At 36.5% G+C, this 14,363-nt stretch carries 12 protein-coding genes and 1 pseudogene; 4 read left to right on the top strand and 9 right to left on the bottom strand.

Features of this window, described 5'->3' with window-relative positions; all coding sequences use genetic code 11:
- Positions 1–260 precede the first annotated feature (260 nt).
- Positions 261–1,940: a type 2 periplasmic-binding domain-containing protein gene (locus MHH93_RS07420; protein ID WP_500053502.1), complete on the top strand. Its 1,680-nt coding sequence runs from the start codon at positions 261–263 to the stop codon at positions 1,938–1,940.
- Positions 1,941–2,039: 99 nt separating this feature from the next.
- Here MHH93_RS07420 and MHH93_RS07415 read toward each other — a convergent pair whose 3' ends face one another.
- The 8 genes from MHH93_RS07415 to MHH93_RS07380 all read right to left on the bottom strand — a co-directional run bounded on the left by MHH93_RS07415 (position 2,040) and on the right by MHH93_RS07380 (position 10,500).
- Positions 2,040–2,366 carry a hypothetical protein gene (locus MHH93_RS07415; RefSeq protein ID WP_500053501.1) on the bottom strand — a complete coding sequence of 109 codons (327 nt, stop codon included), beginning with the start codon at positions 2,364–2,366 and terminating at the stop codon, positions 2,040–2,042.
- Positions 2,367–2,402: 36 nt separating this feature from the next.
- Positions 2,403–2,588 carry an aspartyl-phosphate phosphatase Spo0E family protein gene (locus MHH93_RS07410; RefSeq protein ID WP_500053500.1) on the bottom strand — a complete coding sequence of 62 codons (186 nt, stop codon included), beginning with the start codon at positions 2,586–2,588 and terminating at the stop codon, positions 2,403–2,405.
- A 417-nt stretch (positions 2,589–3,005) separates the two neighbouring features.
- Positions 3,006–5,678 (bottom strand): AAA family ATPase, encoded by a 2,673-nt coding sequence (locus MHH93_RS07405; protein ID WP_500053499.1) that lies wholly within the window; start codon positions 5,676–5,678, stop codon positions 3,006–3,008.
- Complete coding sequence (locus tag MHH93_RS07400; protein WP_339785291.1) at positions 5,653–6,204, bottom strand: ABC-three component system middle component 1; 552 nt, start codon at positions 6,202–6,204, stop codon at positions 5,653–5,655. Before MHH93_RS07400 ends, MHH93_RS07405 begins: the two co-directional genes overlap by 26 nt.
- Entirely contained in the window at positions 6,204–7,856 is a 1,653-nt protein-coding gene (locus MHH93_RS07395) for a dsDNA nuclease domain-containing protein (protein WP_500053498.1), read from the bottom strand. The genes MHH93_RS07400 and MHH93_RS07395 overlap by 1 nt, the downstream gene beginning before the upstream one ends.
- Before the next feature lie 118 nt (positions 7,857–7,974).
- Positions 7,975–8,718 carry a hypothetical protein gene (locus MHH93_RS07390; protein WP_339785297.1) on the bottom strand — a complete coding sequence of 248 codons (744 nt, stop codon included), beginning with the start codon at positions 8,716–8,718 and terminating at the stop codon, positions 7,975–7,977.
- Positions 8,719–8,883: 165 nt separating this feature from the next.
- Positions 8,884–9,879 (bottom strand): site-specific integrase, encoded by a 996-nt coding sequence (locus MHH93_RS07385; RefSeq protein WP_500053497.1) that lies wholly within the window; start codon positions 9,877–9,879, stop codon positions 8,884–8,886.
- Positions 9,880–10,140: 261 nt separating this feature from the next.
- Complete coding sequence (locus MHH93_RS07380; RefSeq protein ID WP_500053763.1) at positions 10,141–10,500, bottom strand: WXG100 family type VII secretion target; 360 nt, start codon at positions 10,498–10,500, stop codon at positions 10,141–10,143.
- Between the two features lie 152 nt (positions 10,501–10,652).
- Here MHH93_RS07380 and MHH93_RS07375 point away from each other — a divergent pair, with 152 nt between their 5' ends.
- The 3 genes from MHH93_RS07375 to MHH93_RS07365 all read left to right on the top strand — a co-directional run bounded on the left by MHH93_RS07375 (position 10,653) and on the right by MHH93_RS07365 (position 12,320).
- Positions 10,653–11,297 carry a matrixin family metalloprotease gene (locus tag MHH93_RS07375; RefSeq protein WP_500053496.1) on the top strand — a complete coding sequence of 215 codons (645 nt, stop codon included), beginning with the start codon at positions 10,653–10,655 and terminating at the stop codon, positions 11,295–11,297.
- Between the two features lie 11 nt (positions 11,298–11,308).
- The gene (locus tag MHH93_RS07370) at positions 11,309–11,845 is read left to right on the top strand and encodes a hypothetical protein (RefSeq protein ID WP_500053495.1); all 537 of its coding nucleotides are present in this window, start codon (positions 11,309–11,311) and stop codon (positions 11,843–11,845) included.
- 88 nt (positions 11,846–11,933) lie between these two features.
- A complete protein-coding gene (locus MHH93_RS07365) occupies positions 11,934–12,320 on the top strand; it encodes a hypothetical protein (protein ID WP_500053494.1) in 387 nt (128 codons plus the stop codon).
- A gap of 188 nt (positions 12,321–12,508) precedes the next feature.
- On the opposite strand, the pseudogene MHH93_RS07360 reads toward MHH93_RS07365, so the two are convergent.
- Positions 12,509–14,242 (bottom strand): annotated as a pseudogene (locus MHH93_RS07360) (serine hydrolase domain-containing protein).
- Between the last annotated feature and the right edge of the window lie 121 nt (positions 14,243–14,363).

Genomic DNA, 14,363 nt, shown 5'->3' with positions numbered 1-14,363 from the left:
AACTCATATAGATGCCCTCCCGCCCAAATTGGTACAGTTACATTGTAGAGGTTGTTCAAAAAGTCCGCTTTTGATTACGAAGGATGCCTAGCGGCATCATCAGCATCGAATATGGAATTCAGCCGAAATGTCCGTTGCTCACGTAGCTCTATCTACGCTCCGCTACTCCATTTCTAGCTTCATCCCATCTTCTCGGTACTGAAAACCGGCCTTTTTGAACACGCATTTGTAAAGATCATACACCGTAGGGGGATTGAACAATGATCAAATTCAAAACATGGTCGTCACTGCTCATGGTTATCGCGCTCATCACGATCACTGCGTGCGGCAGTGGCGAGACAGCCAGTGACAATGGTAGCGATAATACGCCAGGAACTGTCGGCTCAGCGGAAGCAGAAGCTGCTTTTGCTAAAGGAAAATATGACCCACCGATCGAGTTCAGTTCGGTATTGATGCCGAAGAAATACGTGCAAGGGGACACCAAAGAAAATAACGTGCACGATCGCTGGATGCTCGAAACGCTGGGTATGAAGCATAAAGATACTTGGTATCCGGCCAATGACGATCAATACAGACAAAAACTGCAACTGGCTATCGCCTCTGGCGAAAAGCTGCCTGATTTTGTATCCGTACCCACCAATGCGGTACTGACCAATCAGCTGATCGACTCCGGTCAATTCATCGCCATCGATGAGCTGTTCGACAAGTACGCGAGTCAGACCCTGAAAGATCACGCAGCAGCACATCCTGAACTGTGGTATCCGTTCACCAAGGACGGCAAGAAATACAACATGCCGATCATGGAGTACACCGATAACGACGATACACTGCTCTGGCTCCGCGAGGACTGGATGGAGAAGCTGAACCTGGAAGCTCCGAAAACCATTGCAGACCTTGAGAACATCATGGACAAATTCAAGAACGAGAACCCGGACGGTCTGTCTCCAGACAAAGTATTCCCGCTGGCGATCTCGCTGAAAAATAACACCAACACCTGGATGGGTCAGCTCGACTGGTTGTTCGGTGCATACGGCACAATCGAGGAGCAATGGAACAAAGACGCAAACGGCAACCTCGAGTACGGCTCCGTTAACCCGGGTGCCAAACAAGCCCTTGCCAAGCTGGCTGAATGGATGGATAAAGGTTATATCCACGCTGACTCCGCTCTGTGGGACGAAGGCAAATCCGCTGAAAGCTGGACAGCTGGCAAAGCGGGCATTCTGCCTGGCGCAAACTGGGTACCGGACTGGCCTGCACCCGACCTGCTGAAGAACGTACCTGGCTCTAAGTATAAAGCTTACCCTGTTCCAGCTGGCCCAGACGGCAAGATCGGTACGAAGTGGCAGAACTCTGGTGTCAACGCAAGTATCATGATTAACAAGGATGCGAAGCATCCAGAAGCCATCTTCCTGTACTACAACTACTTGCTCGATAACCTGGCTAACCCGGCTGCGGGCAGTGAGTATGAATACGGCTTCGCCAAAGGTTACGACTGGGATATCATTGACGGACAACCGACCAGTGACAAAGAGAAGATCAAAGACTTCTCCAACGAATTCCCTTTCCTGACCGGCCCAGCACGTATCCCGGATCTGTACATGAAAACCCTCGTGAAGCTGGCCAATGGCGAGAAGCCTGAAACACCTTACGAGAAACAAATGGCCGAATTCCGCAAACCGGAAAACTGGTATGCAGGTAAAGTCGTTATGTCCCAGATCGACGTCCGTAAACAAAACTATTTCACTGGCGCTGCAACACCAACCATGGTATCCAAATGGAACCTGCTCCGTCAGTCCGAGATGGAAACCTTCAATAAAATCATCTACGGCAATCTGCCAATTGATGCCTTTGACCAATTCGTCGCCAACTGGAAATCCAATGGCGGAGATCAGATCACGCAAGAAGTGAATGATTGGTTTAAGTCGGTAAGTGGGAAGTAAGAATTGGATTTGGGAAAAGTAGAGATTATAAAAAAAGCCGAAGCGATTGTTACACGCTTCGGCTTTTTTTAGGTAGAGATTGAGATCGCTCCCCTTAACTTATGGGTTCGCGTTAGAGGGTTGAGGAGCCTTTGTATTGCTATCCTCTAGCATCGACTTGCCCAGCAAGGAAACCGTGAGCTGAATGCCGTCTCTTAGCCCTTGCATGTACAACCGTTCATTCTCTATGCCTTTGCTGACAATATAACGATTCTCCCATTCGATATACTCCGCTGTCTGCTCGACATCCTCCCCTCCAAACAATGCTCTGAACGCTTCGTCTGTTTTCCCACATATGCTACTTAATTCAGGGTCTTGTTCGATTCGGACAGATACTTCATCTAACCTTACGTGAATCGCTTGTTGAAACCATGGTGGAAAATTCATTGCTTCTCCTCCCCTACGCATTATGTACCTCACTCATCATCGTACAACTCGGTTATGCCTCGCCTTCATTTCACTCACTCGGGTCACCAGTTCATCAACCCTTCGGCTCTGTTCCTGAACCTCAGGGTTGTCCCACAACGGAATCGCTAGCTTCAAGGATGCCTCTCCAAGCTGATTAAGCTTGCGCCGTTCCTCTTCCAATAAGTCAAGCAACCGGCTCATACATCCACCTCTCTGATGGGTCTAAACTGCGCCATGTCTTGTTAATGGTAAACACGGTCACTTTAAGGCGATGGCTACTGACAGGAAGTTCATTTCTCTTCTTATTCGAATTGTAATATAAAATATGATCGTTATAATGCGGATATCGAATAAAATCTAAAAACATTAATTAGATAATGGCATGGAGTGCGCTTCTTGTATAAGCATATAATAGTCGGGCTATACCTCAATTGTTTGACTCTCACACAAATTAATAAAATTGTGAATTGGTCTAAAATAAAGTGTTTAGAAAAACATCATGAAGGCTAAGTTCTGTGGATCCGCCGTTTTTATCAATTAATGAAATCGTATGACTCCAAATCCAACGGATTTACTAACACTAATTATATGATTTGTTAGATGTGTATTTTAATATCATTAATATAGAATATGCTGAATTTTATTCTGAACAAGGAACGGGCTTGTAAAGTTAAAAACCTGCATATCTTCTTTTTTATGTTCATTCTTTTTCAAGAATAGTTTCACAAAGTCTAAATCATGTGTAGAAAAAATAATTTGCTTATCCAGCTGACCTAACACATCACAAATGGAATACTGATTTACATCATCCATATTTTGAATAGGATCATCAATTGCAATAAAGTCAAGAGCATTAATATTTTGAGCTTCATTAATTGCCAAAAAAATAGAGATTGCCAGGACGTTTAGTTGCCCAGAACTCAATATATTTTGTGCATTATTTTCTTCAAAACCATCCTCGAAAACAACTTTAATAGACAATTTTTCATCTGATCCGTCGAACTGAATCAGATTGTTAGATGGAAGTGGATTCAGATACCTGTAGTACTTTTGTATAGGAGAATTATTGTCGTTTAAATAATCCCTTGTGTCTGAATCGAAGAAGTCAAATAACTGCATAATATATTTCTTTAAAGAATCAGCAATCTGATCAATTTCAGTTTTCTTGTTATCAAGATCCTCAATTGTTTTTTTGACTTCTTGAATTTGATTTTGAATTTCCTGATTGTGCTTAATTGTATATTGCACTTGACTTACATCTGTCAGTCTGCTTATCTTTCGTTCATTACTGGAAATCAAATCTTTATTTTTAGAAATTAACGATTGGAGTGGAATATCGTACTGTTCCGGGTTTAGAAATGGATGTAGACGCTTTAAAATAATTTGGTTATCCTGAATATCAGAGTACAGTTGTTTAATATTGCTCTCAATTTGGTTCTGATGCTTTACTATTTTGCCACTCGCCCTTCTCATTCGTTGAATCGACTGTTCTATCTCATTCTCCGTTTTTATTATCTTTGAAGAAGTTTCATTTCCAAAATCCTTCAATTCATCTTTTAGTTTTTCAAGTGAAATTTTCAATTCAATGTTTTTTTGCTGCAAGATAATTTCTTCTCTCACCTTGCTTAACTCATCGTTTAATTCAGAAACCGCAGCTTGACTTAGCTCTTCAGAAAACAAATCGTTATTTCTGTAGGTATTGTACTCCTCTTTCAAACGTTCCAATTCTAAATTCATTTTTGTGATGTTATTGTTCGTTTCGTTTATTCTCTCATCCGTTTTAGCCAACTTATTCGAGATCTTACTTCTTAATGAAATAGCTTTACTAACGTAAGAAGTATCCTCTTCTAACTTTGTTGTATATGAAAGAATGTTATGATCAATGCAAGTCTCCAAGTTTTCTTCGGGGATAGAAGAGCATACTGGGCATCTCTCCAAGTTATTTACAGCGACATAACCTTTTATATCTTTTATGTTTGCAATAAGTTGAAGAAGTAAATTGTCCTTGTTTTCTTGTATAACCAGAGATAGTTTTTTCGTCAAATTAACTAACTTTTCTTTTCTTCTTCTAAGAGTAGCTTCCATTTTTATAGAAAGTTTCCTGTTAGCTGGTAGGTTTTTTTGTTGCTCTAAATTTTGTGCGATTGTAGGTTGGAAAGACAGCACAAATTCTAAGGAAGAGGCCTTCATTCTAGTAACATTTAGTTTCTCCCTGACCTTATCTAAGCCCACAGAATTCATGTCGTATAAGGCTAACTCTTGTTCCTTTTCTTGAATGGTTTTTCGCGTTTGATTGTACTTCTGAATATTCTCCCTTTCTTTTATAAGGGAATCCGTTCTCTGGTTTATTCTCTTCAATAATTCTTTTACTTCTTCCCCTCGGGTCTTCAAATTTTCATGAATTGATTCTTTTTCTGAAATTTGATTTACAATAATTCTCACTGTTTCAAAACGCTCTAAATTTATCTCTTCGTAAAGTTCTAAAAACTTCTCGGCATTAACCTTATCTGAAAGTGCCTGCTTGTGAGATTCATTAATTTGAGTATCTATATTACTATCAAACTCTTTAAAACCAATATCGAGTAGCTTCTTATTAAACTCAAAAATATTGACTTCCTTTTTCACCTCCTCCTTTCCCTTCATTGAATTCTCCTGAGAGGTAATTTTATTACTTATAGCCTCAGATTGCTTGATCAAAGACGTGTGTATTTTTTTCATATTATCTGACTCATTTAGTAAGGCCCTGAATCCCATAATATCCGCCAGCGCTCTGAATCGTTCAGAAGGTTCTTCCGATGTAACAAAATCCGCGACCTGGCTTTGCGATAATATAAATGTCTGTTTAATAAGTTGTCCATAACTGCCGCGTCCAAAGCTTGTCTGATCTAAAGTTCCTTGTTTCAAGAATGTTTCAACGTCCACTTGTCCCCGATAAGATTTTCCATCGCTACTATTTAAGACAACCTTCGTATTTCCATAGTCGTTTCCATGTCCATTTCCAGTAACACTGAACCAACGGGTTAATGTGTTTCCATCAAATTCAATAGAAACTGATAAAACCTCATTCTCTTGGAATTTACAACGTTTATTAAAAATGTCCCTTTTTATTTCTGCATCAGTGCCATACATACGCGAAATCTTACTTGTAAAGCACCATTCAATGGCATCAAAAAAAGAGCTTTTTCCAAACCCATTATCTCCATGCAGAATGGTTATTTTTCTCGTCAAATCAAATGAAACTTCTCCATAATAGTTCCTAAAATTTTTAAGAGTTATTTTGTCTATTTTCATAGCGCAGCTCCACCATCTTTAGTATTTTATTCATAAGTGCATTTACCTGATCAACAGTCAATTTATTCTGTCTTCCGTCACTCTCTTGAAGAAAATGAATGATTTCTTTCAGGTACTCATTTCCATCTCCCAAATCCACATCGTTCTTAGTTGGCTTTTTTATCTCTCTATATTCGTCTAAAAAAGGAACACGGTTCAGATCTAATTCACTACAAATAGCGTATTTGCGTAACGACTTAGTATCACGTTCGATCTTATAGTTTGTTTCGAAATCAATTTCATCATCTACACAGAATAAAACATATGTATTCCAGATATTCTCCTTACCTTCCATTAATATAGATCTTAAATCCACTGAAAATGTTTTTATTAAACTTAACTCTTCTTCATAGTGAAGTTTTTTTAATACCACATTATTTATAGATGACTTATAAAATGAGGCACCCAAAGCTTCAATTTCTTTACTGTAGTACACGCCAAAACCATTATCAAGCAATCGGTTATGTGTTGTGTTAAAAATATCCATCAGCTCACCTCACTGCAGTACTTTTCCCAAATCTCTTGCATGTTATCTCGAAAACAATCTTGCTCATTCAAAGCTTCTAAAAAGTCTAATTTCATCTCTACTCCTGGAATGATGTCAACAAGATACGTAACCTTATTAAGAGGTTGCTCATCATCAAATCCTTCTACTTGAATGTCTGAGGAGCTTTTTATTTCATGACGAACGGTCCCCGTAAAAGTTCTATCTGTATAATTTTGAAATACTATCCTTAGCGTTTTATCCAACATATTTATATGATCATTTGTGTCTGATTGTTGAATGATTGATTCAAGTTTCTGTATACCTGCTTGTAAGTTATTTCTTGATTCCAAACTTAAAAAAGAGAATAGCAGGTTAGATACCGTACATTTTTTTGTTAGTAAACTATTCGAATCAGTGAATTCAAGAAAGGAGTCTTTGACAATCATCATAATGAAAACAATATTGAAAAAATCAAGCATTTTTTGCTCCCTATTTAATTCCTGTAAGTTAGCGTAAGCAGAGCTTTTAATTGTGCCATCCACATATCGCTCGATTAAAGCCCTGATGTTTCCTCCATTATCAATCCATTGTTTTAGATAATCACGATAGGTGTATAATTTATCTTTAAATGCAGATGCGTGCGCGCAGGTTTCAATTTCACTCACTATGGAATCAATAGTTTTAGAAACAGCTGACATATTTCCATGTTTCTCAGAAGTATGCTCCACCGAGTCTAAGCACCTTGCTCTAATTTCATCCAAAATCGCCCCCAATTTCTCCCTAGTGATAAGTAACCTTTCTGTATTATCTCTGTATGTACATCTCGTGCATAAGTGACCAATTAAAGTGTTTAAATCGTTGGGGTGAACCCTCACCCTATCCCCAACATCACGGAATAACCACTCACTAAGTTTCATACACAAGTGATCCTCAAACACCTCTAATTTATGAAGACTCGTACCCGTATGCATATAGAATCTTCTTAAAAGTTCCTCGGGTTTCTCTCCACATTTTATTTCATAATCATAACGTTCTCCATTTTTATCACAAGCGGGAGCACTAAGTTTTAATAGCAAATGATCCGTATTGGCTATATCCATATCGTAATTAGAGTTTCCTGTATACACATCAAAATCAAAACCCTTAGTTTTTATATAATGGTAACTTGAATATAATTGGAATTGCGTGATGTACCCGTCTTTCTGTTGGAGCAGTTCTGCTTTAGAAACCAACTTATCTATCCAACTGTTGTTTTTCTTTTCTATTCTACCTGCAATGGGTGCACGATAGTACAAACCCGACGCAGGACTAGAAGTAGCCTCTATTATTACTTTCTCGCTGGTTTTAACTTGAATGAACCTTATTAAGTTATCTTTCCCAACCACGATGTCATCGAGGTGCTCTATAAATATGTAATCCCATTTGCCATTGAGCATATCTATCATATACTCAATTGCGACTAAAAATTGATAATGAAATCCCGATATTGCAACAATTCCTCCCGTTTCTTCGGGTGCAATTTTTGAAATTAAAGCAGCTATATCATTACTAGACTTACCTAACACATTCTCTTGTAGGAATGCCACATTTTTGGCGTTCTTATCTTCCTTGTTGTCAATATAGTACTGGATGATTTCTTCTAATTTATCCATAATAAAGTAAACTCCTCAAATATTATAATCATCTCGTAATTGTATTTCTTTTTCTGTTAATATCTTTATAATTTTAGGACTCACCTAGATATTGTATCATTGAAAAGAGGAACCAGTTCTAACACTCAATTTTAAAATATTTAATCAATTTCTCTTCTTTAGGATAGTAAATATATAAAGGTAAATCTAAAGAAGATCTGGTTGATAATGTACTAAATACATGCCTTTCATCATCCAGCATAAATTCAAATTTAAGGAATTTTAATTCTTCATTAATTTTGGAAGATTCAATTGACTCAATTTGATATATTTTTTTCTTCGGTTTGCTAAGATTTCTATATACAATACTATATAGTTGAAAAAGAGAAAGAACAAAAAACGTACAACCCATATAGACAAACAAAAGTTCTGAATTTTGATGATCAATTAATAATTGATTCATTTCCTTGTATAATACAGTAAAAATAAGAGCCATTAGTGATACAATTGATATAAAGTTACCTAAAACACTAAAATCAATTAATTTTTTTTTATCACTCATATCTTTCCAATTATTAACAATCAACATAACTAATACTGTAATTCCTGTAGCAATTACTATAACTAAATCAATAATAAAAAGAATATTGATAACTTGATCCGAAAGAGGAGATTTAATAAATCCCGGAACAGATATTCCCGCTGTAACTATAAATGAAAGTACAACAAGTTCGTAAAACCCTTCCCAATGTTTCTTAATATTTGGTGTTAGAATTATTTCAATAATTGATTTGTTCATAGTAGTAATCATAAATCTTGCAATAGCAATTGCAGCAACAATCAGTGGCATAATTTTTATCATTACATCAATGAAATCCCACATGATATTCCTCCTTCATAAATAAACTCCATAGAAAATCTCATTGTTCATCAACCTAACTGGTTTTTATGTCGAAATGTCTCCTTATCTCTTCATTCAGACCAAAGCTCAATGAAATCTCTTTCTCTGTAGTAAAATGTATTAGAGTGTAACAAACTTAGATTACTCTTACAAAATATTAAAGATCTTTGATCTTCTTAGTTTTGAATCTAAATCTACTTCTATTGTTAACGCCTGCTCTAATAGGAACTGTTCTTTACACGATTGAATAATTTTCATTCCAACTTTTGTGAAATTCTCGATAATAACTTGGTTAACATCAAGTTTCATCATTTGAATAATCGCAAATTTTATGATTCCTGTTAAATCTTGTCTACCGGATAATCGTTTCAACCAATACACAACTTGAGCTGTATTAGATGATAATGCCTGTCCATCATAGGTTACAAATAATTCTTTCACATGAGTTATCTTTGCTCTCAGTTCTATGTAACTGTTAAATTGTTTTATTAATCCTTCTGGTAATCTAATAGTCATCCCATTGGCGCAAAAAGAGCCCAAACTTTTGTTATAAGATGTTTGTGGTATTTTTATAATTTCTCTATAAGGAATGCCCGTTAATAAAATTAACTTAATGATCAATGCTGCTGTTGTCATATTCATCTCCTTACTTCTTTTTATTCCGGTAGTAGGAATATCTAAAGCTAAATCACATTCTTCAATTAAATCTTTCACTTCATAATAAGTTAATGGATCATAAGATGCAGATTTATCAAGCAAAGTACATTCAGCTATGTATAGGTTAACTTTATTTCTAAAGGATTCTTCTGTGTAAGCTGGTGCTCCTAACTCTTGAATAAATCCAGTGTTACTGACATATCCAGTAGTAACAACATATAAAAGAAACTCTTTCACTGCCGAAACGTACCTCTGAACTGTGGACATTTTCTTTATGTTATTTTGCTTAATGTAAAAATCTATGCTTTTAATAATTGTGTCGGTATTTATTCCCTTTACAAATTCAGTTATGTTGTTATCTGTTACATCAATGGACTTTAGATACGCATTAAAAACAATGAGATCTTTATAATATCCTCTTGGTCTCGAAGCACTCTCACCATCTTTAAGAAGCAAAAAATCAGATACTGTTTCTTCAAAATTCATTTGTTATGATTCCTTTCAGTTATGTTGTGGATCATCTAATTTACAAACATACTGTATTTACCTGACTACATACATAATAACCCATATTGTGGTATATGCGAAGGGAAACATCTATGTCTCAGGAACTAAAATTAGTTCTTATTCCCTAACCACTTAATAATCAGCTAACACTGGTAGCGCTGAATCTTTTTATTGTTCAAAAAGTGTAGGCTTGGTATTACACTTTTCCTAATGACTAAGTAAATCTTAGTACAATTACTTTTAATGCGTAGAATCAACTGCATTCAGATCGTCTACACTTCCCTGTGGACCACAAGCATTCGGTGGTGGTGGTGGTAGACAGTTCATGTCTACTTGCCCTTCCGACCCGTGATCAGCTTGGAGAAATCGTTCTCCATGGTTATGTAACACAGTTGATATTGAACTCATAAGTTTGACAACTTCAGTCATAACAAGCTGTGACTTCTTGAAATCATAGTAGAACCTTTCTCTAGTACTCCCATCCCAGTTCGCTTCAATATTAGTCATGCTTTGCAGAAAACTTTCATTTATCTGTTGAAGAATACTAAATGCTGTAGAGAACTGTTTACTAATTGCTAAAAGTTGTTCTAGCGTAACCATAATTCTCGTCATATAACAACTAACACCTACTATAATCAATGTAAGAATTCTTAAATATAAAATAAAATTTTACATTTAAGTATACAAAAAATAAATATAATATGATAATATGTTAAAACTGGCCAGTAATTAGAAAATAATGGAGGGTAATTGTGAAAATTAACTTTAAATTCGTACTAAGTCTATTGCTAGTTTGTTTTACTACATTTTTCATTAGCTCGAATGTTTTCGCTCAAATGGAACCATACAAGTGGAAAAGCTCATTTATCAAATCAGGAAAATTAACTGTTAAAATTAGCACTGAATATGCTACCGGTGGAGATTATACTTCTACAGACCTAGCGGAAGGTATTAACAGATGGAAGAACACAAGTGCAAATTTAAACTTATCAACAGCTTCGTTTGCTTCATCTAATATTGATATTAGGGCCGTTAATGCACAAACATGGAATAATAATGGCTGGGGATCAAACACATATGCGTGGACACAACCATATGATGGTACATTCGCTTGTGCTACTAACTTAATAACAAACAATTGTACTTCCTCTAACACTATTGATTACGCTGCTATTTATATTAATTCAGCTAAAGATACTGGAGGATTGTTATCATCTACAAAACAAGATCGAAGAAGAGGTGTTATAGCTCATGAACTTGGTCATGCCTTTACTATTCGCCATAACAGTTTAATAGGAGCAAGTTCAATCATGAAAGCAAGCATGTGGAATGACAATAATTTTTCCTTAACACCTACGTCAACAGATATTAATGATATTAACAGTGTATATAAATAGGAGTGGAAAAAATGAGAAAAATTCTGATTTCAATTGTTTGTATTTCATTTAGTGTTGGATTAGGTTATGTTTACTCTTCCACGATACATGACCACAATGTTGATAATCATTTTGCAACTATTCAGAGCGACTCTATAGCTGAAGAATTATCAATTCCTGAGTTGATTGTTAAAGGTGTTGTTATAGAAGAAATGCCTGAGGTACGCCGAGAGTCCGGTATTTCTAATCCCAAAGTCGATACTTCATATTTAGTTTCTCCTGTGAAAGTTAAGATTGAAGAGGTGATTTCTGGAGATTTAGTTGAGAATGAAATAACCTACTTACAGAGAACAGAAAGTACTGATAATATAAAAACGGATGATGAAGTTGTATTAATGTTAAACAGTACATCCGATGGCTTCTATTGGTCCTATAATTTTAATGATGGAGTATGGCAAGTGGATAACAACGGTATTGTTAGTTCTAATACAAATTCTAAAACGCTTAAAGAGCTTAAAGATACAAATGCGACAGAGTTTGTTGAAGAGATCAAAGAAGAGTTAAAATAAAAGGTCAGTTTTAGAATTTTATCCCCCACAAGCACTAGGTATATCTGAAAAATAGTTATACTTAGTGCAATATAAGGATGTGGATTATTTGAAAAACAAGAAATTAGTACTTAGCATCGTCACGATTTTTATTTTATTACTATTGGGTTTCCTAAGATGGGATAACTTTGATTCCAGCGGAGACATTAATTATAAGTATGATCGATGGGCTGGTCAAAAATGGGTAGAGTTCTATCCTCCGCTAGCTGCTTCTCCCAACAGCATGGAGTTTCCACTAATGTATATGGATGAAATCCATCAAAGTGATATAAATAAGTATCTAGAAAAACAAGCTCTCACCGGAGAGTTAGTGAACAAGTGGATTGAACGAACAAAATTAACGGATGGATATATAGGTCTATTATTATTGAATATTCTAGTGGTCATTTACAGTTCTATTAAATTATTTATTTTGAGAGACAAAAAAATAGGATGATCTTGATCCCCTTCAATATGCCGAGACACAAGTTGCCAAAGGGCATACTAACACAAAGGCAGCAGTCCCACATAAGGAACTGCTGCCTTTATTTTTTTAATTTTCCCCACTTATAATATCAATGATATATAGGAGTCATCCGCAAGCCTTTGTAATGTTTGAAATATCTATATTTAGCTTCTGCCCTTCTAAACATACAAATGCCATCCCACAACAAAAGCAGCCAAGATGAACGCCGAGATGCCAGACATAATGTACATCACCTCTTGCTTTTTGCTGTAACTGTTCTTCCGCAGTTTGAACATAAGAAAGCCAAGATATGCCACTGCTAGAACCACATAAAGTAGATTAAACATTAAATTGATGCGTAACGAAGAATAACCAGGATAATTTGGAAAACTAATCTTCTTCTGTATGATGAAAAGATTAAGAAGGAGTGCCACACCTGCAAAGTTAATTGCAAGATGATATTTATTAAAATTGGTGGTAGGATTTCCTCGTTTACGTAGTTTGTTAGTAAGCATCCGGATTACATAGCCGATCAAAGCAATTAAACTGAAAATGATGGCAAGCGCAACAGGAATATACGAGATATAAATCAACTTCACCTTTAAATTCGATACTGGCAAATAGTCGATGTAAGGCGTGACGGAAATTTTCTGAACAACCCCATTATGCTCGACAACATTATAAGCTTTTGCTAAATCAGCTTTGGTATATTTCGTTATATCAAGAAACGTAAATAAATTAGTAAATCTGGCGGCTGCCCGTCGTGCGGGTTGAAAATATCCTCCCCCCTCCGAAGTAACTCTATTAGAATTGACGTTATCACCGAAAATTTCTTTAATAAGTCCATAATAATAAATCTCTTCAAAAGACTGGTTTGTCATGACAATCATCCCAAATTTAGATTCGGGATCAAAGACAAGTTTACTAGAGAATGCTTTCAAATTCCCCTCGTGCATCAGTGTAGGCACCCAGTATTCCATCTCAACGAACCCATGCGCAAATCGCGGAGTAGAAGTCCCCTCATAATATAGACTTGTTGACAACATTTCGTTCAACGTATCCCTGTTCTTAAATAATAGATTGCTATCATCTGCAGGCATCAACGCTGCAAGGAATTTGCCTAAATCTTCTGCTGTCCCAATCGCTGCCCCGGCAGGATAAAAGGTTACTTATCCTCTGTTCTGAGGGATCAGTTTTAAATCTTTTGTATACCCTTCAATCTCATTTCTTCTTTGTACTAGGTCTGGATGATCTTGCCCCGTTGGATGAATCGAGGTGTCGTTCATATGAAGCGGTTCAAAAATATGTTGATCGAGATATTCATAAAAAGGTTGGCCACTTATCTCTTCCACGATGTAACCAGCTAGACCAACGCCGTAGTTCGAATAACCGATGACGCTATTCGGTTTATATATCTGTTTCGGCTCATTTTTACGCAATGTTTCTCCTAATTCTAACGTTTCATTCCCATAGTAATAAAACACCTCGGCGGCTGTTTGATCTTCCCAACCCGCATTGTGATGCATCAGGTTCAATAGAGTAATTGGATCATCGTATTTCAGCTTTTTGAAAAATCCCTCTGGCAGATATTCTTGGATATCCGTCTCCAAATTAAGCTTTCCTTGTTCGACAAGCTGCATCACACTCGTATAGACCAACAGTTTCGAGATGGAAGCCCATTCAAAAACTGTAGAGGTATCTGCCTTTCGCTGATTCTCAATATCTGCGTAACCATATGCCTTATTCACAATGGTTTCACCGTCTTTGATAGCCACAACCGAAACGGGAGCGGTATACTTCTCATACGAGGCAACATAAGCATCAATCGTTTCCTCTAACTTGGATAAAGGAATCCTGGATGGTGTAGTCTCCACCTGTTTCTCTTCAGCGTGGGCAGGTATCGCTATTGCCATAATGATAAATATGAATGACAGAACACAAGCCATTACTTTGTTAACCGTGTGATATCCACGATTCATCTGCATTAGCTTCTCTCCTTTTATATGAAATGTTAATTACATCTCTTGTTTTAGA

This window comes from Priestia sp. FSL H7-0729, assembly GCF_038005685.1.
GTDB lineage: Bacteria > Bacillota > Bacilli > Paenibacillales > Paenibacillaceae > Paenibacillus.
Note: the sequence above shows the minus strand (reverse complement) of the source record. Positions and strands in the feature narration are given on the sequence as shown.

Coding starts and splice junctions, on each gene's coding strand:
- MHH93_RS07420 (WP_500053502.1), top strand. CDS start 261: ATGATCAAATTCAAAACATGGTCGTCACTGCTCATGGTTATCGCGCTC.
- MHH93_RS07415 (WP_500053501.1), bottom strand. CDS start 2,366: ATGAATTTTCCACCATGGTTTCAACAAGCGATTCACGTAAGGTTAGAT.
- MHH93_RS07410 (WP_500053500.1), bottom strand. CDS start 2,588: ATGAGCCGGTTGCTTGACTTATTGGAAGAGGAACGGCGCAAGCTTAAT.
- MHH93_RS07405 (WP_500053499.1), bottom strand. CDS start 5,678: ATGAAAATAGACAAAATAACTCTTAAAAATTTTAGGAACTATTATGGA.
- MHH93_RS07400 (WP_339785291.1), bottom strand. CDS start 6,204: ATGGATATTTTTAACACAACACATAACCGATTGCTTGATAATGGTTTT.
- MHH93_RS07395 (WP_500053498.1), bottom strand. CDS start 7,856: ATGGATAAATTAGAAGAAATCATCCAGTACTATATTGACAACAAGGAA.
- MHH93_RS07390 (WP_339785297.1), bottom strand. CDS start 8,718: ATGTGGGATTTCATTGATGTAATGATAAAAATTATGCCACTGATTGTT.
- MHH93_RS07385 (WP_500053497.1), bottom strand. CDS start 9,879: ATGAATTTTGAAGAAACAGTATCTGATTTTTTGCTTCTTAAAGATGGT.
- MHH93_RS07380 (WP_500053763.1), bottom strand. CDS start 10,500: ATGGTTACGCTAGAACAACTTTTAGCAATTAGTAAACAGTTCTCTACA.
- MHH93_RS07370 (WP_500053495.1), top strand. CDS start 11,309: ATGAGAAAAATTCTGATTTCAATTGTTTGTATTTCATTTAGTGTTGGA.